General features: G+C 59.9%; 16 protein-coding genes. 5 read left to right on the top strand and 11 right to left on the bottom strand.

Annotated features, from left to right (window positions below):
- The first annotated feature begins 224 nt into the window (after nucleotides 1-224).
- On the top strand, nucleotides 225-3725 hold the full coding sequence (gene dnaE, locus FHT97_RS00365; protein ID WP_183859179.1) for a DNA polymerase III subunit alpha: 3501 nt from the start codon (nucleotides 225-227) through the stop codon (nucleotides 3723-3725).
- A gap of 2 nt (nucleotides 3726-3727) precedes the next feature.
- Here the strand turns inward: dnaE and FHT97_RS00360 are convergent, their stop codons facing one another.
- On the bottom strand, nucleotides 3728-4963 hold the full coding sequence (locus tag FHT97_RS00360) for a L,D-transpeptidase family protein (RefSeq protein ID WP_183859177.1): 1236 nt from the start codon (nucleotides 4961-4963) through the stop codon (nucleotides 3728-3730).
- A 94-nt stretch (nucleotides 4964-5057) separates the two neighbouring features.
- Nucleotides 5058-6377 carry a DNA polymerase IV gene (locus FHT97_RS00355; RefSeq protein ID WP_183756823.1) on the bottom strand — a complete coding sequence of 440 codons (1320 nt, stop codon included), beginning with the start codon at nucleotides 6375-6377 and terminating at the stop codon, nucleotides 5058-5060.
- A 45-nt stretch (nucleotides 6378-6422) separates the two neighbouring features.
- Between FHT97_RS00355 and FHT97_RS00350 the strand changes: the two genes are divergently transcribed.
- A complete protein-coding gene (locus FHT97_RS00350) occupies nucleotides 6423-7010 on the top strand; it encodes a GNAT family N-acetyltransferase (protein ID WP_183859175.1) in 588 nt (195 codons plus the stop codon).
- Here FHT97_RS00350 and FHT97_RS00345 read toward each other — a convergent pair.
- Nucleotides 6985-7656 carry a hypothetical protein gene (locus FHT97_RS00345; RefSeq protein WP_183859173.1) on the bottom strand — a complete coding sequence of 224 codons (672 nt, stop codon included), beginning with the start codon at nucleotides 7654-7656 and terminating at the stop codon, nucleotides 6985-6987. The genes FHT97_RS00350 and FHT97_RS00345 overlap by 26 nt on opposite strands.
- 2 nt (nucleotides 7657-7658) lie before the next feature.
- On the bottom strand, nucleotides 7659-7967 hold the full coding sequence (locus tag FHT97_RS00340; RefSeq protein WP_183859171.1) for a DUF3572 domain-containing protein: 309 nt from the start codon (nucleotides 7965-7967) through the stop codon (nucleotides 7659-7661).
- Between the two features lie 132 nt (nucleotides 7968-8099).
- Here FHT97_RS00340 and FHT97_RS00335 point away from each other — a divergent pair, with 132 nt between their 5' ends.
- Together FHT97_RS00335 and FHT97_RS00330 are read left to right on the top strand one after the other, a co-directional pair.
- Nucleotides 8100-8471, top strand: a complete 372-nt coding sequence (locus FHT97_RS00335) for a response regulator (protein ID WP_007531841.1) — start codon at nucleotides 8100-8102, stop codon at nucleotides 8469-8471.
- An 18-nt stretch (nucleotides 8472-8489) separates the two neighbouring features.
- Nucleotides 8490-9860 carry a PleD family two-component system response regulator gene (locus tag FHT97_RS00330; protein WP_183859169.1) on the top strand — a complete coding sequence of 457 codons (1371 nt, stop codon included), beginning with the start codon at nucleotides 8490-8492 and terminating at the stop codon, nucleotides 9858-9860.
- 688 nt (nucleotides 9861-10548) lie between these two features.
- On the opposite strand, the gene rpmG is transcribed toward FHT97_RS00330, so the two are convergent.
- From rpmG to topA, 5 genes are all read right to left on the bottom strand, one after another.
- On the bottom strand, nucleotides 10549-10716 hold the full coding sequence (rpmG, locus tag FHT97_RS00325) for a 50S ribosomal protein L33 (RefSeq protein WP_003587245.1): 168 nt from the start codon (nucleotides 10714-10716) through the stop codon (nucleotides 10549-10551).
- Between the two features lie 93 nt (nucleotides 10717-10809).
- The gene (locus FHT97_RS00320; protein WP_183859167.1) at nucleotides 10810-11997 is read right to left on the bottom strand and encodes an MFS transporter; all 1188 of its coding nucleotides are present in this window, start codon (nucleotides 11995-11997) and stop codon (nucleotides 10810-10812) included.
- 263 nt (nucleotides 11998-12260) lie between these two features.
- Nucleotides 12261-12713 carry a DUF983 domain-containing protein gene (locus tag FHT97_RS00315; RefSeq protein WP_183859164.1) on the bottom strand — a complete coding sequence of 151 codons (453 nt, stop codon included), beginning with the start codon at nucleotides 12711-12713 and terminating at the stop codon, nucleotides 12261-12263.
- A gap of 32 nt (nucleotides 12714-12745) precedes the next feature.
- A complete protein-coding gene (gene rnr / locus FHT97_RS00310) occupies nucleotides 12746-15118 on the bottom strand; it encodes a ribonuclease R (RefSeq protein ID WP_183859162.1) in 2373 nt (790 codons plus the stop codon).
- Nucleotides 15115-17772 (bottom strand): type I DNA topoisomerase, encoded by a 2658-nt coding sequence (topA, locus tag FHT97_RS00305; protein ID WP_183860700.1) that lies wholly within the window; start codon nucleotides 17770-17772, stop codon nucleotides 15115-15117. The genes rnr and topA overlap by 4 nt, the downstream gene beginning before the upstream one ends.
- Nucleotides 17773-18076: 304 nt before the next feature.
- Between topA and FHT97_RS31390 the strand changes: the two genes are divergently transcribed.
- Nucleotides 18077-18205: a hypothetical protein gene (locus FHT97_RS31390; RefSeq protein WP_281412035.1), complete on the top strand. Its 129-nt coding sequence runs from the start codon at nucleotides 18077-18079 to the stop codon at nucleotides 18203-18205.
- A gap of 5 nt (nucleotides 18206-18210) precedes the next feature.
- Here the strand turns inward: FHT97_RS31390 and dprA are convergent, their stop codons facing one another.
- Entirely contained in the window at nucleotides 18211-19359 is a 1149-nt protein-coding gene (dprA, locus tag FHT97_RS00300; RefSeq protein WP_183859161.1) for a DNA-processing protein DprA, read from the bottom strand.
- Between the two features lies 1 nt (nucleotide 19360).
- The gene (plsY, locus tag FHT97_RS00295) at nucleotides 19361-19981 is read right to left on the bottom strand and encodes a glycerol-3-phosphate 1-O-acyltransferase PlsY (RefSeq protein WP_183859159.1); all 621 of its coding nucleotides are present in this window, start codon (nucleotides 19979-19981) and stop codon (nucleotides 19361-19363) included.
- Between the last annotated feature and the right edge of the window lie 17 nt (nucleotides 19982-19998).

Genomic DNA, 19998 nt, shown 5'->3' with positions numbered 1-19998 from the left:
ACATAAGAGAACAGGAGAGCCAAATGACTGACATGATCCGTGATATCGCAGCATTCACCTCCATCGCAATGTTCGTTGCCAGCTTCTCGCTGATCTGCATGGCAATGTAAGAATTCAGGGGACCGCATGGCTGCCATGCGGTCCGAACCCGATCGCTTCTCTGGACATCGACCCCTCAATGCTGAGAATAGACCTGATTGATTCAGGTGATCGGAAGGCATGTTATGGCGGGTGCGGAGAAAGACGCGGCAAGCGGTTTTATCGGTGGCACGCCAGGCTTCGTTCACCTGCGGGTTCACTCAGCCTACTCGCTGCTTGAAGGCGCGCTGCCACTCAAGAAGATTCTCTACAAGGCGTCGGGCGACAGTCAGCCGGCGATCGCGATCACCGATACGAACAATCTGTTCGTCGCCCTCGAATTTTCGCAGAAGGCGATGGATGAGGGGCTGCAGCCGATCATTGGCTGCCAGGTCTCGATCGATATGGAAGACAGTCTTGAGACGGAACGGCGAGGCGGCCAGCAGGCACTCGTCAAGCTCCCGTCGCTGGTGCTCTTGGCGGCCACCGATGCCGGCTACGAGCGATTGGTGGACCTTGTCAGCCGCGCCTATCTCGGCGGTGAGGGCAACGGTCAATCGATTCACATTCGCGCCTCTTGGCTCGATGAGATCGGTACCGGCGGTCTGATCGCTCTGACCGGCGCCTTGACGGGGCCGATCGACATGGCGCTTAAGGACGGGCATACCGCCCAGGCGGAAGCACGCCTTCTGCTGCTGAAGCGCCATTTCGGCGACCGGCTTTATGTAGAGCTGCAGCGGCACGGCACCTACGACAAGCGCCACGAGCAGAAGGTGGTCGGCCTTGCCTACGAGTATGACCTGCCGCTGGTCGCCACCAATGAAGCCTTCTTCCCGACCCGTGAGGACTATGATGCGCACGACGCCCTGATGGCCGTCGCCCACAACGCCATTGTCTCGGATGATACCCGATTCCGCCTGACACCCGATCACTACCTGAAGAGCCGCGCCGAAATGGCCAAGCTGTTCGCGGACCTGCCTGAAGCCTTGGAAAATACCGTCGAGATCGCCCGGCGCTGCTCCTTCATCCTGAAGACACGCAAGCCGATCTTGCCGCGCTTCACCGGCGCGACGGCCGATCCCGAGGAGGCCGAACGCGAAGAGGCTCTGGAATTGCGCAGGCAGGCAGAGGAGGGGCTGGACAATCGCCTAGCCACACTCGGCATGTCGCCCGGCTATGAGGAGAAGGACTACCGGGAACGCCTGGAATTCGAACTCAGCGTTATCGAGCGCATGAAGTTCCCTGGCTACTTCCTCATCGTTTCGGACTTCATCAAATGGGCAAAGCAGCATGACATCCCCGTCGGCCCGGGCCGTGGCTCGGGTGCGGGCTCGCTCGTCGCCTACGCACTGACCATCACTGACGTTGATCCGCTGCGTTTCTCGCTGCTCTTCGAACGCTTCCTCAACCCGGAACGCGTCTCGATGCCGGACTTCGATATCGACTTTTGCCAGGATCGCCGCGAAGAGGTGATCCGCTATGTGCAGCGCAAATACGGCCGCGAGCAGGTGGCGCAGATCATCACCTTCGGTTCGCTGCAGGCACGCGCGGCTTTGCGAGACGTGGGTCGCGTGCTGGAGATGCCTTACGGTCAGGTCGACAAGATCTGTAAGCTGGTGCCGAACAATCCGGCCAATCCGACGCCTTTGTCGAAGGCGATCGAGGAAGAGCCTAAGCTGCAGGAAGAGGCCGACAAGGAGCCCGTCGTAGCCCGCCTGCTCGATATCGCACAGAAGATCGAAGGTCTCTACCGTCACGCCTCCACCCACGCCGCCGGTATCGTCATCGGCGACCGTCCGCTGTCGAAGCTGGTGCCGATGTACCGCGATCCGCGGTCCGACATGCCGGTCACGCAGTTCAACATGAAGTGGGTCGAGCAGGCCGGCCTGGTCAAGTTCGACTTCCTCGGACTGAAGACACTAACGACGTTGAAGGTCGCCGTCGATTTCGTCACCAAGCGCGGCATCAAGGTCGACCTTGCATCGATCCCGCTCGACGACAAGCTGACCTACGAGATGCTCTCGCGCGGCGAAACCGTCGGCGTGTTCCAGGTGGAAAGTGCGGGAATGCGCAAGGCGCTGATCGGCATGAAGCCGGACTGCATCGAGGACATCATCGCGCTCGTGGCCCTGTATCGTCCAGGCCCGATGGAAAACATCCCGACCTACAACGCCCGCAAGCACGGCGAGGAGGAGATCGAGTCGATCCATCCGACGATCGATTACCTGCTGAAGGAAACGCAGGGCGTTATCGTTTACCAGGAACAGGTGATGCAGATCGCCCAGGTCCTGTCGGGTTACTCGCTCGGCGAAGCCGACCTTCTGCGCCGCGCCATGGGTAAGAAGATCAAGGCGGAGATGGACCAGCAGCGCGAGCGCTTCGTCGTCGGTGCCGTGAAGAACGGCGTCTCGAAGCCGCAGGCTGACAACATCTTCGAGCTGCTCGCAAAGTTCGCGAACTACGGCTTCAACAAGTCGCACGCCGCCGCCTACGCGATCGTCTCCTATCAGACCGCCTACATGAAGGCGCATTACCCGGTCGAGTTCCTCGCCGCCTCGATGACGCTCGATATGTCGAATACCGAAAAGGTCAACGACTTCCGCCAAGACGCCAAGCGCCTCGTGATCGAGGTGATTCCGCCGTCGGTTCAGACCTCTTTCCGCCACTTCGAAACCGGCGACAACCGAATCTACTACGCGCTGGCGGCGCTGAAGGGTGTCGGGGAATCTGCCGTAGATCATATCGTGGAGGTGCGCGGTGGCACGCCATTCGCGAGCCTGGAGGATTTCTGCCTGCGCATCGATCCCAAGCAGGTAAACCGCCGCGTGCTCGAAAGCCTGATTTTCGCCGGCGCCTTCGATTGCTTTGGGCTCGATCGGGCGCAACTGGCAGGCGGGCTCGACCGGATCATGGGCTACGCGCAGCGTGCGCAGGAAAACAAGCTGAGCGGCCAGTCGGATATCTTCGGCAGCGCTTTGTCGTCAGGCCCGGAGAAAATCTCGCTGCCGCCGTTTTCGCCGTGGCTGGCCTCGGAGAAGCTGCTCAAGGAGTTTCAGGTCCTTGGCTTCTATCTGACGGCGCATCCGCTCGACAGCTATCAGAGCATTCTGCAGAAGATGCGCGTTCAGACCTTTGCGGAGTTTTCGGCCGCAGTGAAGCAGGGAGCGAGCAACGGCCGCCTCGCGGGCACCGTCATCTCGAAGCAGGAGCGCAAGACGCGAACCGGCAACAAGATGGGCATCATCGTGTTCTCAGATTCCTCTGGGCAGTTCGAAGCCGTCCTATTCTCCGAGATGCTGAACCAATACCGTGACGTGTTGGAATCCGGGAAGTCCTTCGTGATTACGGCGACGGGGGAGGAACGGCCGGAAGGCATCGGCCTTCGCTTGCAGACGATACAATCGCTTGAGGAGAAGTCTCTGCAGATGCAGAAGGCTCTGCGCGTCTATGTGCGCGATTCCGGGCCGCTGCGCGCCGTCGCTGCACACCTGAACGCCAAGGGCGACGGCCTGGTTTCCTTCATCGTCATCAAGGAGGAGGGCAAGCGCGAGGTGGAGGTCGAGCTTCCGCAGAAGTATCGCATCACGCCCGAGATTGCCGCCGCGCTTCGCGCTGCACCCGGCGTCATCGACGTTGAGCTGGTCTGACGTCAACCCCTTGTGAGGGTAATGAAGTCCGTTCCCTTGCCGGTCTCGGGTCCGAGGCCGGTATCGGAGATCGTCAATGTTGATCCTGAGGTCAACATCGCGTTGATCTTGTGTCGCGTCTCCTCCGGAATATCGATACGGTTTAATGCGTTGGCGATCGGCGTGCCCGATATGATCGAGCTCTCGAGACTGCTAATACCAAGCCTTGTCATGGTCGCGCGCGAGAGTGTGTTGGGAAGGGTCGTACCCATCCAGGCCGCCGAGCCGGTTTCGAAATCGACGTCATGGACAAAGAAGAAATGCGTGCCGAGCGCGAGGCCGGGGTTTGCGATCGAGATCGGCTCTTCAAGAACGGGCTGGAATCCTTGGCGGATCATGATGACGCCGTTCGGTGGCGTTCCCTTGCCAGCCGCGGCATAGACGGCCTTGAGGAGGGTGTCACTCATTGGTGACTTGTCTGCCGTCGGTTCAACCGGATACTTCAACCTGAAATCGCTGATCGCCTGCAGCGTCGCCGTGCCGAGGAGACCGTCGGGTTCACCCACTGCAAATCCCAGCTCGTTGAGGTAGGTTTGGAGGTCGAGGACTTCCTCTCGTTGACTGCGGCGCGTTATGAGAATGCGGATCGGCGTGTCGTTTTCAGGCCTGGTTGCGGTCGGGGTCTCGTGAGACGACATTTCGACGTCGTTCATGGCGACCTGAACGGGCATCTGCCCGATCGCTGGTCGCAGGGCAGCATCGGACAGCAGCGCTGGGGACGCCGGCGTGTCCGGCCGGAAGAGCGTCGGATGATCGATTGCTTCAGGTGTCAATTCGGCGTCGGTTATGACAACCGGCACCCCCATCGCCGTCATCTTGTAGAGCTGCTTGGCGAAGGTTGCCGGCATGCGAACGCAACCGTGCGATGCAGGGTAGCGCGGCACTGCGTTCGACTCGTGAAGTGCAATGCCAGACCAGGTCAGTCGCTGCATGAACGGCATCGGCGCAGCCGAATAGATGTTGGATTCGTGATATTTCTGCTTCTCAATGACGGAAAAGATGCCGCTCGGCGTCGTATGCCCTGGTTTGCCCGTCGACACTTTGGAGGTCGCTACAACCTCGGCGCCGTCGTAGAGCGTGAGCGACTGCGCATCCTTCGAAACGAAGATTTGCAGCGTGCGTGCATCCGCCGCGAGCGCGGGGTGCACCAATGCAGTGGCCGACAGCAAGCCGAGGCCAAGGACGAGACGCGACAACATATGATTCAACCGATACGCAATACCTGAAGCGCCAGCCTAAGCGGCGAAGCTTAATGAAAACTTGAAATGATGGGTCTTGAGTACGGCTCACATATTAGTGATCGCGCTTACCGCCGAAGGTGTATCCGGTCTGAACAGTGCCTTTGCCGAACTTGTCGCGCAGTTTGTCCATTGCAGCTTCGGCAGCTGCCCTGCGGCCCGATTGCACATCGATGAGGTCGGGCGGATCGGCGCGAGCGGGATCGCAAAGATCCGTCACGCCGATTCCGATCAAGCGAAACTTCGTCCCGTCCGTTTCCCTCTCGAGCAGCTCCAGCCCGGTGCGGAAGATCCGGTCGGCAAGTTGTGTCGGGTCTTCGAGCTTGCGATTGCGGGTGCGCAGTTTGAAGTCCGCCGTCTTCATTTTCAGAACCACCGTATGGCCGGCGATATCGTGCTTCTTCAGCCGCCAGGCGACCTTCTCGGAAAGACTGCGGAGGATCGGAACGAGTTCATCGTGGCGGGAAATATCGTCGAAGAAGGTGGTTTCCGACGAAACGCTCTTTGCCGCATCGTTCAGGTGCACCTCGCGATCGTCGATCCCACGAGAAAGGCGCGCGAGTCGTTGGCCCATGCTGCCATATCGGCGCATGAGGTCGTTCTCCTCCATTGTCTGCAACTGGCCGATGGTGCGAATACCGTCAGCCTCCAAAGTGGCCGCAAATGCTTTGCCGACGCCCCATATTGTCGTCACCGGTCGGGGTGCGAGGAATGAAACCGCTTCCTCTCGACCGATCACTGAGAAGCCGCGAGGCTTATGCAGGTCGGACGCCACCTTGGCGAGAAACTTGCAGTAGGACAGGCCAATGGAGATGGTTATGCCGATCTCCTTCTCGATGCGCTGCGCGAACTTGGCGAGGGTGCGCGCCGGCGGATCGTGATGCAGCCGCTCGGTGCCACCAAGCTCCAGAAATGCCTCGTCGATCGAAAGCGGCTGAACGAGCGGCGTCAGCTCCTGCATTAACGTGCGGACTTCACGCCCGACTTTGGCGTATTTTTCCATGTCAGGTCGAATGACGACTGCCTGCGGGCAGGCTTCCAAGGCCTTGAACATCGGCATCGCGGAGCGAACGCCGTGGATGCGGGCAATGTAGCAGGCGGTCGAGACCACCCCGCGCTTGCCGCCGCCGATGATAACGGGCTTGTCGGCAAGCTCTGGATTGTCGCGTTTCTCGATTGTCGCATAGAAGGCGTCGCAGTCGATGTGCGCCAGTGTCAGCTGGTAGAGCTCTTGATGGCGTACAAGACGGGGACTACCGCAGGCCCTGCAGCGGCGCATTTCTGCCTTCTGCTCGGCAAGGCAGTCGCGACAGAAGCCTGATGTCGTGGCGCTCACAAGTGTCATGATGAGAACAAAGATTGAACATTGCAACATTAGCCTCTAAACTTTTGAGTCTCAAGAGAGGCTGGGAGGTTTGCATTGGACATCGATCTCCGTTTCGAGCCGGTGACGGCAGACCGTTGGACTGACTTCGAACGGCTCTTCGGTCCCCGTGGAGCCTTTTATGATTGCTGGTGTGTTGCGCTTCGCTTGCCTCATTCCGTCCGCACCAAAATGGGGCCGGATGACCGGAAATCGCATATGCTCGGCCGGATAGCCGTCGGGCCGCCACCGGGCATTCTGGCCTATGACGATGACGAACCCGTCGCCTGGGTTCAGGTCGGGCCGCGGTACGACGTGCCGCAATTCAATTCGCCGCGGACGGTTTCGCGACCGGTCGAGGATGCGGATGCGCACGATCCGTCGTTCTGGGCGGTGAGCTGTTTCTTCCTGACGTCGCATATGCGGGGGCAGGGGCTAAGCCACCGTCTCCTTGCCGGTGCGATCGATTATGCCCGACGCCACGGCGCTCGCTATCTTGAAGGCTGTCCGATCGACCACGTCAAGCAATCGAAATCGGTGACGCTCTGTACTGGCTCGACCGCGGTTTTCGAAGCTGCCGGATTCGAGACCGTGGCAAAACGCAAGGATGGCCGACCGCTTATGCGGCTGGATTTGCGCTCGTGAGAACATCCGCCGCGAAATGTGCCCTTAGTAACTCTGCGGCGTGGCCCCAGCCGGCCGCCTCTACGATGCTTCCAACAGGCGGCGGCGCGAACGGCTTGAAGTCGGCGTTAGCCATCATGGTCAGGAGCAGGCAGTCGGGCACGTGATCGGCAACGGAAAGGAGATTGCGTTGCATATCATCGATGAAGGCAACCGGCAGGCTTCGGCGATCATGCAGTGTTGCCACGACAGGGCCCTTGGGCTCCTCGGTGGCGATCAGGTCGAAAGAGAGGTCGAGTTGATTGAGAAATTCGCGCCGGATGCCGTGGTGCCGAGGCGGCATCGCGGTCAAGAAGACGATGTCGGCGTCGACCGAAAGCGACTGCAGTGTTTCGACGGCCTTTTCCGCCGGCTTCTGCCAGAGGTGCTGGTTCGCGAAGAACATTTCCTCAAACGAATCGACCGAGGCTCTGTCCAATTCGCTGCCGTCGAGGAGCGATACGATATTGCCGTAGAGGCGGAACGACCGAGGCAGGAGGTCGTAATTGTGCGAGCGCAGGAAAGCGGTAAACGGAGTGAGGAACTCAAGGACCACTTCGTCAATGTCGCAGACGACCAAAGGCCGGTCGGCGAGCCGCACCTGGCCGACGCTAGTTGCAAAATCCATGCTCAATATTCTCCCGAGCCAAGTCCCGGCGGCGAAAAATGCAGCCATGCCGCATTCAATGCGTCGGGCGCGGTGCCGGTCGCCTGGCAAAAGGCCATCGCCGTTGGCTCGTGCTGCATGATGAAGTCCATCATACCGGAAAGAAACCCAGGATCGTTGATCGCGTGGCGCACCTGCGCCGGCTCGACGCCGGTCAATGCAAGGAAACGGCCGAACAAATCCGGTTCGTTGGCAAGCCAGGCAAGCACGGCGATCGCGGTCTGCTGCGGATCGGCAGCGAGTTGTTTCGAAGTCTTGAAGTTGCTTTGCATTTCTCTGGGTAAGTTACCTATTTTTCAACCAAATACCGATAGTGTGCAGCCATCGGTTCTATGGAACCATGCCATCGCAGAAGTCTTCTTCATGCGGGGAAGCGGTACCAGAACAGACGTAGGACGCGTGTCATGCCCAAGCAGGTAATGATTGTAGAAGACAACGAGCTCAACATGAAGCTCTTTCGCGACCTTATCGAGGCGTCCGGCTACACGACGATTCAGACCCGAAACGGCATGGAAGCGCTCGATCTCGCGCGCAAATACCGGCCCGATCTGATCTTGATGGATATTCAACTCCCCGAGGTTTCTGGTCTCGAGGTCACCAAATGGCTGAAGGAAGACGATGATCTGCACGTCATTCCCGTTATCGCCGTTACAGCATTTGCCATGAAGGGGGACGAGGAGCGCATTCGCCAAGGCGGTTGCGAGGCCTATGTCTCGAAACCTATTTCCGTTCCTAAATTCATTGAGACGATCAAGACCTATCTGGGCGATGCTTGACGCATCGGAAAGAAGCCTATGACTGCGCGCATTCTCGTGGTTGATGACATTCCGGCCAACGTCAAGTTGCTCGAGGCTCGGCTAGTTGCCGAGTATTTCGACGTATTGACCGCCAGTGACGGCTATCAGGCGCTGGCAATCTGCGAGCGTAACCAGGTCGATCTCGTCCTTCTCGATATCATGATGCCAGGGATGGACGGCTTCGAAGTATGCGAGCGGCTGAAAGCCAATCCAAAGACCGCGCACATACCCGTGGTCATGGTAACCGCACTGGATCAGCCGACCGACCGCGTGCGTGGCCTTAAGGCCGGCGCCGATGATTTTCTCACCAAGCCGGTCAACGACCTTCAACTTATTTCCCGGGTGAAAAGCCTCCTGAGGCTGAAGACGCTCAGCGACGAATTGCGCATTCGCGCCGAGACTGCCCATACTATGGGGATCGACGAGCTGCTCCGTTCGGGCGAGGGGCGGAGCGATGAATCCGGCCAAGTGCTGCTGGTTGATGGGCGTGCCAATTCCCAGGAGCGCATCATCAAGGCCCTGAAGCCTGTCGCCGATGTCTCGGCGATTTCGGACCCACAAGCCGCGCTCTTCGAGGCCTCGGAAAATCCGTTTGAGCTGGTCATCGTCAATGCCAACTTTGACGACTACGATCCGCTCCGCCTGTGCTCTCAGCTTCGCTCGCTGGAGCGCACGCGTTTTCTGCCCATCTTGATCATCACCGAGCAGGGCGATGACGACATGGTGATCCGGGCGCTGGAACTCGGCGTCAACGACTATATCGTAAGGCCGGTCGATCCCAACGAACTGGTGGCTCGCAGCCTCACGCAAATGCGCCGCAAGCGTTACAATGATCGCCTGCGCGCAAGCGTGAAGCAGACAATCGAACTCGCGGTCACAGATCCACTGACCGGGCTTAGCAACCGTCGCTACCTGGATAATCACCTGAGCACACTCTTCAATCGATCGATGGCACGGGGCCGCCCGCTGTCCGTGTTGATCACCGACATCGATCGCTTCAAACAGGTCAACGACACTTACGGGCACGATGCCGGCGATGATGTGCTGCGGGAGTTTGCGAGCCGCATTCGCTCCACCGTCCGCGGTGCCGATCTTGCCTGCCGCTATGGTGGCGAAGAATTCGTGGTCGTCATGCCTGACACGTCGCCCGAGATAGCCGCGGCTGTCGCGGAGCGGCTGCGTTCCGCGGTCGAGACAGTGCCGTTCTTGCTGAAGTCATCAGGGCAGGAATTGAGCGTTACCGCTTCGTTCGGAATTTCGTCAAGGATCTCCTCCGTCATCACTCCAGGACAGTTGATGAAGCAGGCCGATCTCGCACTGTATGAAGCAAAAACGGGCGGCCGGAATCGTGTCGTCGCGGCGGCTTGAATAACGCTTCCATGACACATTTCGTGTCATCCACAGCTGCGAACCAGCCAAGTAATTTGACTGCATAGCCGGTCGCTTGAAACGTTGATTTATTGGCATTCGATATCGTCACAAGCAGATCCGTCGCCGGCCTAGGACAGATGTGAGGATTAATCATATTAGCCGGCATTATACGGAAATAGTGACGCGAACTGACCTGCTGGCCGCGGCCAAGTAGGCTAATACTATTGGTCTATAGTTCCGCCATTCTTTGCCAATTTGGCGCTATTCTTGCCAATGTATCCGATTCGGCGGTCTAAAAGCTGTCCCAAAGCCGTACTTTTAACCATAAAATCAACCTCGGAAATCTAACCATTAAGAATTTGTTGATTTTCTTTCATTTTCGAGCAAATTATCGGCACATAAGAGATAAGCACTCCGTGTGAGGAGTCCGAGATACCCCATGATGCTCAGGTCCGCCGCATCTCCTGGGTCGTGGGGTCGGTCGGCTGGTTTGCAACATTCAGCGGTTCCTCGTGCCGCGTTGCTTGCTGGTCGACCCCCTTTCAAGAAAACGCCGTCCGTTCCGCATTTTCGGGAAGGACGGCGTTTCTGTTTTCTGGCATCGAGACCAAACCTGTAGAGCCGGCAAACAAAAAGGCGCGCAGCCATGGGCGCGCGCCTTTTTGAAGAACGTCAGATCAGGTGATTACTTGATCTTGGTTTCCTTGAACTCGACGTGCTTCTTAGCAATCGGGTCGTACTTGGTCTTCGTCATCTTGTCGGTCATCGTGCGGCTGTTCTTCGTCGTGACGTAGAAGAAACCGGTGTCGGCCGTCGACAGAAGCTTGATCTTGATTGTGGTAGCCTTGGCCATGGTCGTCCTGCCTTCAATAAAATGAAAGCCGTGGCAGGCCGGATTGGCTCCACGGCAAATTCTGGCGCGAAACTACGAATCTCGCTCGAAAAGTCAAGCCCGCTTTCGGAGGAAAAGCAGTCTGATGGAGGAAAGCAGGGCATAAAGGCCGAAGAATCCGGCGATTGCCCAGGCGAAACCGTCGTTGCCGGCAACGTCGATGGCGGCGCCGATCACCTGCGGCCCAGCCACGGTCCCTACTGCATAACAGAACACAAAGGCCGCGTTGGCGGCAGCAAGGTCCGAACCGGTCAGGCGCGAGCCCAAGTGACTGAGGCCAACGGTATAGAGCCCTGCGACACAGCCGCCCCAGAAGAGCAGAACCGCAGCCATCAGAACCCAGCTGTGAACGAGGATCGGCAGCATCAGAGAACCGATCAGGCCCATGAAGGCCATAGCGGCCAGCAGCGGTCGCTTGTCCTTCATCCGGTCTGAAAGCAAGCCGACGGGGATCTGAAAGATCACATTACCGATTCCCATTACCGTCAGCAGCAGGGCTGCCTGCGATTCGGTAAAGGCGGCGCGCACTGCGTAAATCGGGAACAGCGCCAGGCCACCGGCTTCGACGGCACCGAAGATGAAGACGGCAGCCGTTGCGCTCGGTACCAAGAAGACATAGCGCATGAAATGCAGTTCCGGCTTCTCTTCGAGGACCGGGCTCTCGTACCGTGCGATATAGATCGGAATGGCAGCCAGTAGGACGGCACAGGCGCCGACGGCAAACGGCAGCACGCCATCGCTGCCAAGAATAGAAAAGAGCAGTGGTCCGCCCGCAAACCCCAGTGAGAGAACGGTGGCATAGATCCCGAGCACAAAGCCCCGTTTGGAGGGCGGCGAGGCTGCGTTGATCCAGAATTCCGACAGGATGAACAGCGTCGTTGTTGCGCCGTGAAAGGCGAAACGCAGCGGAAACCACATCCAGAAATCCTGGGCATAGTAGAACCCAAGCGCACTTACGGCTGAGATCAGCACGGCCCATATCATGGTCGGAGCGACGCCGTATTTGTGTGCCAGCTTCGTGGTGATCGGAGCCGCCGCCATCGCGGCAACGCCCGCCATCGCCGTATTCAGTCCAATAAGCGTCGAGGGAATGCCGCGCTTTTCGAGAATGATGCTGAGAAGTGGAAGTCCGAGGCCGATTGCTATGCCGACAGCCGAGATGGACGAGACGGCTGCCACCAGGGAAGGCCAATGGATTTCCTCGACATCGCCTGGTGTTGTGCCGTTTCGCGGCTGAGACATGTATCCATCCTTAGAGACTGGCTGCGGAGAATCGCTCACCGCAAAGCACCATAGAAAGGCACGGTAGTGCCAAATCCAAATGACGGCTGTGCTTTACAAGATGAAACGCGCTGGCGGCAATAACCTGGATGATCTTGAATTGATTCAATCAAAGAAGCTTACCGAATACGCCTAAGATTTCGCCCTGCGGCCGCTGAACAGCAGGGCAGTTGGGGCGTGCCACTACACGTCAATTGTGTCGTGAAGGTGAAGGTGGGCGGTGCTCACCGGTTGCGGCCGGGAATCTCGTATTCCTCGTCATCGCCGTGCCCGCCGAAGCCGTGCATGCGCTGTGCCCATTGCAGGCCGATAACACCGCCCTTGATTGGCTGGATGACTAGCAGAGCGGCAAGGACCGTGATCGGCGCCCAGATTGTAAAGGTCAGCCAGAGCGGCATGGGCCAGACGAGGTCAGTCGCCATGTAGCCACCGATGATGAGGTGGCCGATAATGACGATGGCAAGATAGGGCGGCAGGTCGTCCGCGCGATGATGGTACATGGCCTCGCCGCAGGCGGCGCAATTGTCCACCGGCTTCAGGAAGCTCTTGAACAGTTTGCCGCTGCCGCAGTTGGGGCAGGTGTTCAGCATACCGCGCTTGATAGAACGGCCGAGCGGACGTTCCACCTCTTCACTGCTTCCGTAACGGATTGGCTGGTCGCTGGAAGTGGTCGTCATCGTCCGTTTCCTTTCGCGGCGTCCCTACACGCCTATCGCCGCCCTCTTGGCGGCCTCGTTCCGGCCTGCTTGCGCGCGCGGCTTGCGTCGCGCCGGCCAGCCTTATGGAACGAACGCACAGCGGCCGGCATCTTTCGCCCTTCGCTGATCACCTCGAAACGCAGCGCACCGGCAAGCGGAATAGCCTCTGCGAGCTTGACCGTGACGTCGTCGCCGAGGCGATACCCAAGCCCGGTCTTTTCGCCAGACAATGCCTGATGCGCCTCATCATAGATGAAGTAGTCCGTTCCGAGCGTAGATATAGGAACGAAGCCATCCGCTCCATAGTCCGGGAGGGTGACAAATAGTCCCGATTTCGTCACACCTGATACGCGTCCTTGGAATTCCTCGCCGATACGGCCGGCAAGATGATGCGCAATCAGGCGGTCCACCGTTTCGCGCTCGGCGGCCATGGCGCGGCGCTCGAAAGTCGAGATCTCTGCGGCAATATCGTCGAGTGCGGCTTCTTCGTCGGGCGTGATGCCGCCTTCACCGAAACCGAGCGAGCCGACCAGTGCACGGTGCACGATCAGGTCCGCATAACGGCGGATCGGCGAGGTGAAGTGCGCGTATTTCATCAGGTTCAGGCCGAAGTGCCCGATATTCTCCGGGCTGTAGATAGCCTGGCTCTGCGAGCGAAGCACCATCTCGTTGACCATCGTCTGGTGCGGCGTGTCGTCCGCCTTGGCGAGGATCATGTTGAAATTGTTGGCGCGCATGTTGCCGCCCTTGGGAAGCGATATGCCAAGCGTTGCCAGGAACTCGCGCAGCACTTCCTGCTTGGCGAGCGTCGGGCCGTCATGGATGCGGTAGATCAGCACCTGCCGCTTCTTCTCCAGCGTCTCGGCTGCCGAAACGTTGGCCTGGATCATCATTTCTTCGATCAGCTTGTGCGCGTCGAGGCGTGGCGGCACGACAACGCGGTCCACGGTGCCGTCAGGCTTCAGCAGGATCTTGCGCTCCGGCATGTCGAGCTCGAGCGGTTGCCGGCGCCCACGACCGAGCGTCATGATCCGGTAGGCATTCCAAAGCGGCTTCAGGATCGGTTCGAGAAGCGGTCCCGTCTTATCGTCAGGCGTGCCGTCGATCGCCGCCTGCGCCTGCTGGTAGGAGAGCTTTGCCGCGCTCTTCATCATCACGCGATGGAAGGTATGGCCGATCTTTCGGCCTTCCTTCGAAAACATCATGCGAACGGCAAGCGCCGGCCGGTCCTGACCTTCTCTCAACGAGCAGAGATCGTTCGAGATGCGCTCCGGCAACATCGGCACGACCCGGTCCGGGAAATAGACCGAGTTGCCGCGCTTCAGCGCTTCGCGATCGAGCGGAGAGTTCGGGCGAACGTAATAGGAGACGTCGGCGATGGCGACAGTAACGATGACGCCATCCGGATTATCGGGCGAGGGATCCGCCTCGGCATAGACGGCGTCGTCATGGTCCTTGGCGTCAGCCGGATCGATGGTGATCAGCGGCACATCGCGCCAGTCCTCGCGATGCGACATCGTCGCGGGCTTGGCATCGTCGGCTTCGGCGACGACAGCAGGCGGGAATGTATAAGGGATGCCATGGGCATGGATGGCGATCATCGAGATCGCCTTCTCGGATGCGACGGAACCGATGATCGAGAGCACCTTGGCGCGCGGCAGGCCGAATCGACCGAGACGGGCAACTTCGACCTCGACAAGATCGCCGTCCTTGGCCTCGCCCTTGTACTCGGGGTCGATCACCATTTCCTCGCCGCGCCGCTCGATCGGCAGCAGACGACCGGCACCACCAGGTGCATCCTTGAAGACGCCGAGCAACGCGCCGCGGCGCTTGTCCAAAATCTTGATGATGCGCGCGGTGTAGGCCGGGCCGCCGCGATCAGAGGCCGGAAAGATCTTCGCGAGGATTCGGTCGCCCATGCCGGCGACAGGAGCCTTGCCCTTGCCGTTGCGACCTGCTGCCGATGTCGACTGGCGGATGGCGACGGCGGGCGCAACCCCCATCTCCTCCGGCCACTCCGCCGGACGGCCGATCAGTTCGCCGTCCTTGTCGCGCGTCGTGATGTCGAGCACTGTGACGGGCGGCAGGGCGCCCGGCCGGATCAGCGACTTGCGCGTCTTCTGGAGCATTCCTTCCTGCTCCAGTTCGCGCAGGAGGTGCTTCAGTTCGACGCGGTTGTCGCCTTTCAGTCCGAAGGCCTTCGCAAGCTCGCGCTTCGACGCCTTCTGCGGATGGTCGGCGATAAAGCGCAGAATCACTTCGCGGGAGGGCAGGGCCCCGTGGGCGATGTTCAGCGGTTCGGCTGCGGGTTGCTGGCTGGCGCGTCCGATCTTGCCGGGACGCTTGCCCATGCCCTTCATTCTTTCCCGCGGGATTTTGCTCACTCTTTGCTCTTCTTCGTCTTTGCCGGCGCCTTGGCTTTGGTCGTTTTCGGCTTGGCGGCGGTCTTGGTAGTCTTGGTTTCAGCCGAGGCGGCCTTCGCCTTCGGTTTTGCCTTGCTCTTCGATGCCGGTGCCTTGCCTGCCTTGGCGGTGATCAGCGCCAGCGCTTCCTCGACAGTCAGGGCCTGCGGATCGGTGCCCTTCGGCAGGGTCGCATTGACCTTGCCCCAGTTCACGTAGGGACCATACTTGCCGTCGCGAACGGTGATCGCACCGCCATCCGGATGGTCGCCCAGTTCCTTCAACGCTGCCGCTGCAGTCCGGCCGCGTCCGGCAGGGCCCTTGCTCGCCTTGTCGGCAATCACGGTCACAGCGCGGTTGAGCCCGATCGAGAAGACGTCTTCGACGCTTTCGAGGTTGGCGTAGCCGCCGTCATGCAACAGGAACGGCCCATAGCGACCGATGCCGGAAGAAATCATCTTGCCGGTTTCCGGGTGCTTGCCGATATCGCGTGGCAGCGAAATCAGCGCCATCGCCTTCTCGTAGTCGATATCCTCGGGTTTCCAGCCCTTCGGCAGCGAGGAACGCTTTGCTTCCTTGCCATCACCGCGCTGGATGTAGGGGCCGAAGCGGCCCGAACGCAGCGTAAGCTCTTCACCGGTCACCGGATCGGTGCCGAGGTTCTTCGGCTCGTTCAGCGCAACGCCTTCGGCTTCCGAACCACCTTCGGATGAAAGCTGACGGGTATAGTTGCATTCGGGATAGTTCGAGCAACCGACGAAGGCGCCATACTTTCCGAGCTTCAGCGAAAGGTTGCCTGTGCCGCAAACCTGGCAGATGCGCGGGTCGCCGCCATCTTCCCGCTTCGGGAAAACGAGTGGCGCCAGCGCTTCGTTAAGCGAGTCGAGAACGTTGGTGACGCGAAGTTCCTTCGTATCCTCGATCTGGGAGAAGAAATCCTTCCAGAAATCGCGCAGCACCTGCTTCCAGTTCAGCTCCCCGGCCGAGATCCGGTCTAGCTTCTCTTCAAGATCAGCGGTGAAATCGTATTCGACGTATTTGGTGAAGAAGCTTTCGAGGAAGGCCGTCACCAGCCGGCCCTTGGCCTGCGGAATGAGCTTGCGCTTGTCGATGGTGACGTACTCGCGATCGCGCAAGGTCGCCAGCGTCGCAGCGTAAGTCGACGGACGCCCAATGCCGAGCTCTTCCATCTTCTTGATTAGCGATGCTTCCGAATAGCGCGGCGGCGGTTCGGTGAAGTGCTGGGTCGAATTGATCTTCTGCTTTGCGAGGTTCTCGCGGGCATTGATCTCGGGCAGACGACCATCCTCGTCACCGTCGTCGCTCTGTTCGCCGTCTTCCTTCTGGTCGGTATAGGCGGCGATGAAGCCGTCGAAACGGATCACCGAGCCGACAGCGCGCAGACCGGCTTTCTCGCCCTTGTTGTCGGCGGTGATCTCAGCCGTGGTACGCTCGATTTCAGCCGAGGCCATCTGGCTCGCGATGCCGCGCTTCCAGACAAGGTCGTAAAGCCTCAACTGGTCGGCATCGAGGAACTGCCGCACGCGGTCGGGCGAGCGATTGAAATCGGTCGGGCGGATCGCCTCGTGTGCTTCCTGGGCGTTCTTGGCCTTGGTGGAATAGAAGCGAGCCTTCTCCGGCAGATAGCGTTGGCCGAATTGATCGACGATTGCGCTCCGCGCCGCATCGATGGCTTCGGGCGCCATCTGAACGCCATCCGTACGCATGTAGGTGATCAGACCGACCGTCTCGCCGCCGATGTCGACACCCTCGTAGAGCTTCTGGGCAACCTGCATGGTCCGGGACGCTGAAAAGCCGAGCTTCGAGGACGCCGCCTGCTGCAGTGTGGAGGTTGTGAAGGGTGGTCCCGGGTTGCGCTTGACCGGCTTTGCCTCGACCGTGTCGACGGCATAGCTCGCGCCTTCCAGAAGGGCCTTGAGCTTGCCGGCTTCTTCGCCGTTTCCGATCGAACGAGCCTGCAACCGCTTGCCATTCGCTGCAACCAGTTTTGCTTCGAACTCGTCGCCCCGTGGCGTCTTCAGGAGAACCGAAAGGTTCCAGTACTCCTCGGAGATGAAGCGCTCGATTTCGGACTCACGATCGCACACCAGACGCAGCGCCACCGACTGAACGCGGCCGGCCGAACGTGCGCCCGGGAGCTTGCGCCAGAGAACTGGCGACAGGTTGAAGCCGACGAGATAGTCGAGGGCACGGCGAGCGAGATACGCATCGACGAGCGGCACGTCGATGTCGCGTGGCTCCGCCATGGCATCGAGGACGGCCTTCTTCGTGATCGCATTGAAAACGACCCGCTTCACGGTCTTGCCGCTCAGGACGCGCTTCTTGTTCAGCATGTCGAGGACGTGCCAGGAAATCGCTTCACCCTCGCGGTCCGGGTCGGTTGCGAGGAATAGGCTGTCGGACGACTTCACCGCGTCGGCGATATCCTTCAGCCGCTTGGCCGATGCGCCGTCGACCTCCCACAGCATTTCGAAATCCTGATCCGGAAGAACCGAGCCGTCCTTGGCAGGCAGATCGCGGACATGGCCGAAGGAGGCGAGCACCTTGTATCCGGAGCCCAGATACTTGTTGATCGTCTTTGCCTTGGCAGGCGATTCTACCACTACAACATTCATCATGATTCTCTAAAAAAACGTGCCAAGCCGGCGGATAAGCAGATGGAATCCCTGCCGTGTCCAGATAGCCGGCTCTTCGACATGGACAGGGAATTCGTTTCGGTCAAGTGGTCTGACTGCATTTTTACGCATTACAACGCGATACAACCAATACGAGATCGCAAACTTATTGCAATTTCTGATAATTGAGGTATCGTTTTTGAAGTGTGGTTCGGGCTAGCCGAAAGGCAGCGCCTCTCTTTCGTCAGAGACTATCCCATGGCGGCCAAGTTCGCAAAGAAAGATACCGGACGATCCGGCTCGCATGAGAACCTTCATCAGGCAGATGCTCGCTGAGTTGCGGCGGGTGGCGGAAAAAGAGAACGCCGATATGCTCTGCTATCTGATCGAGATGGCCTATGTGGAGGCCGGCGATCTTCAGGCCCGGACGTAGGGATCTCAGTCGCCCATGGCAAGAGAGACGAAACCGCCGGGATGGCGATGAAGCCGTCCGGCGATATCAAGCTCCAGCAGGACGAGATAGACCGAAGCCGCCGGCAAACCGGTATGGCGGATGACGTCGTCGATCTCGACCGGCGTCGGCCCGAGTGCATCGACGATAAGCGAGCGATCGGAATCATCAGGCGGGAGCATGGAGCGGCCGCCGTCGCGTTCCGGCTCCTCGGCGACCGGCGCGGAGTAGCGTTCGATCTGTGAGAGTGGTGCCAGAGCTTCGGTGACGTCATCCGGTGTCGTGACAATCATCGCACCGTCTTTCAGCAATCCATTGGTGCCATGACACCGGGGATCGAGCGGTGAACCCGGCACCGCGAAAACCAGCCTGCCGAAGTCGCCGGCCAGCCTTGCCGTGATCAGCGAACCCGAGCGCATCGCCGCTTCGACGACAACGACGCCCAGCGAAACGCCGGCGATAAGCCGGTTTCTGCGTGGAAAGTCGCGTGCGCGCGGCTCCCAGCCGAATGGCATTTCGCTGATGGCAAGCCCGTTGCCATTCCAGATGGTGTCAAGCAGACCGGCATTCTCCGGCGGATAGGGTTGGTCCAGACCTCCGGCCATCGCAGCCACCGTTCCCGTGTCGAGGCTTGCGCGATGCGCTGCCGTGTCGACGCCGCGTGCAAGGCCGGAGACGACGACGTAGCCTGCTTGGCCGCATTGGCGCGCGATTGTCGCGGCGAACTTGGCGCCGCTAATGGAGGCGTTGCGGGAGCCGACGATGCCGACGGCCGGCTGCGGGGAAACCGAGAGATCGCCTTTGACGGCGAGCAACGGCGGCGCACCGTCGACTTGCTTCAGCGCTTGGGGATAGTCCGGCTCGCCGATGCCGACGAATCGGGCGCCGAAGCGCCGCGCGGCTTCCAACTCCTTGTGCGCCTCGCTCTCCGTTGCGATCCGGATGGAGCGCGTCGCCCCGCCGCGGGCCGAGAGTTCGGGCAGAGCGGCCAGCGCCGTCTCGGCGGATCCGAAATGGTTGATGAGGTCGCGAAAGGTTGCCGGCCCAACATTGTCGGAGCGGATGAGACGCAGCCACGCGATGCGTTGGCGTTCCGTCAGCGCAATTCCTTTTGGCCTTGCGCTGCGAGCGTCCATTCTATCCCTTCGCCCCGATCTTGCTTTCCGTCCCGCTCATCAGGCGAGAGATGTTGGCCTTGTGCTTCCAGTAGGAGATGACAGTCATGATCGCCATGACCGCTGCAACCTTCTCGGCGCCCAGTATCCACAATGCAACCGGAATGACAAGCATTGCAACCAGTGCGGCAAGCGAGGAATACCGGGTCGTGAAAGCGACCGCCAGCCAGACCACGGCGAAAGCCAGGACCATGATCGGCGCGACGCCGAGCAGCGTCCCGATGTAGGTGGCGACACCCTTGCCACCCTTGAAGCCGATCCAGACCGGGAAGAGGTGACCGATGAAGGCGAAGAAACCCGCGATCAGCGCTGCTTCGTTGCCCAGAAAATAGCCGACGATCCAAGCTGCGGCCGATGCCTTCAGCGCATCGAGAAGGAGCGTTGCGGCTGCAAGCTTCTTGTTGCCGGTTCTAAGCACGTTGGTCGCGCCGATATTGCCAGACCCGATGCTGCGGACGTCGCCGAGCCCGGCGGCCTTTGTCAGGATCAGGCCGAAGGGGATGGAGCCGAGCAGGTAGCCAATGGCGGCCGCCGCGAATGCGATCGGCAGCGTGATCTGCCAGGTCATGAGATCCGAGACCATGTTCCCTCCGGTGGTCT

The organism is Rhizobium sp. BK399 (assembly GCF_014194695.1).
Classification (GTDB): Bacteria; Pseudomonadota; Alphaproteobacteria; order Rhizobiales; family Rhizobiaceae; genus Rhizobium.
Note: the sequence above shows the minus strand (reverse complement) of the source record. Positions and strands in the feature narration are given on the sequence as shown.

Bases quoted from the DNA above. Each gene is read 5' to 3' on its own strand.
- dprA (WP_183859161.1), bottom strand. From the start codon at position 19,359: ATGGACGCTCGCAGCGCAAGGCCAAAAGGAATTGCGCTGACGGAACGC.
- FHT97_RS00335 (WP_007531841.1), top strand. From the start codon at position 8,100: ATGCCCAAGCAGGTAATGATTGTAGAAGACAACGAGCTCAACATGAAG.
- rpmG (WP_003587245.1), bottom strand. From the start codon at position 10,716: ATGGCCAAGGCTACCACAATCAAGATCAAGCTTCTGTCGACGGCCGAC.
- plsY (WP_183859159.1), bottom strand. From the start codon at position 19,981: ATGGTCTCGGATCTCATGACCTGGCAGATCACGCTGCCGATCGCATTC.
- dnaE (WP_183859179.1), top strand. From the start codon at position 225: ATGGCGGGTGCGGAGAAAGACGCGGCAAGCGGTTTTATCGGTGGCACG.
- FHT97_RS00355 (WP_183756823.1), bottom strand. From the start codon at position 6,377: ATGTTGCAATGTTCAATCTTTGTTCTCATCATGACACTTGTGAGCGCC.
- FHT97_RS31390 (WP_281412035.1), top strand. From the start codon at position 18,077: ATGAGAACCTTCATCAGGCAGATGCTCGCTGAGTTGCGGCGGGTGGCG.
- FHT97_RS00315 (WP_183859164.1), bottom strand. From the start codon at position 12,713: ATGACGACCACTTCCAGCGACCAGCCAATCCGTTACGGAAGCAGTGAA.
- FHT97_RS00345 (WP_183859173.1), bottom strand. From the start codon at position 7,656: ATGGATTTTGCAACTAGCGTCGGCCAGGTGCGGCTCGCCGACCGGCCT.
- topA (WP_183860700.1), bottom strand. From the start codon at position 17,772: ATGAATGTTGTAGTGGTAGAATCGCCTGCCAAGGCAAAGACGATCAAC.
- FHT97_RS00320 (WP_183859167.1), bottom strand. From the start codon at position 11,997: ATGTCTCAGCCGCGAAACGGCACAACACCAGGCGATGTCGAGGAAATC.
- FHT97_RS00360 (WP_183859177.1), bottom strand. From the start codon at position 4,963: ATGTTGTCGCGTCTCGTCCTTGGCCTCGGCTTGCTGTCGGCCACTGCA.
- FHT97_RS00330 (WP_183859169.1), top strand. From the start codon at position 8,490: ATGACTGCGCGCATTCTCGTGGTTGATGACATTCCGGCCAACGTCAAG.
- FHT97_RS00340 (WP_183859171.1), bottom strand. From the start codon at position 7,967: ATGCAAAGCAACTTCAAGACTTCGAAACAACTCGCTGCCGATCCGCAG.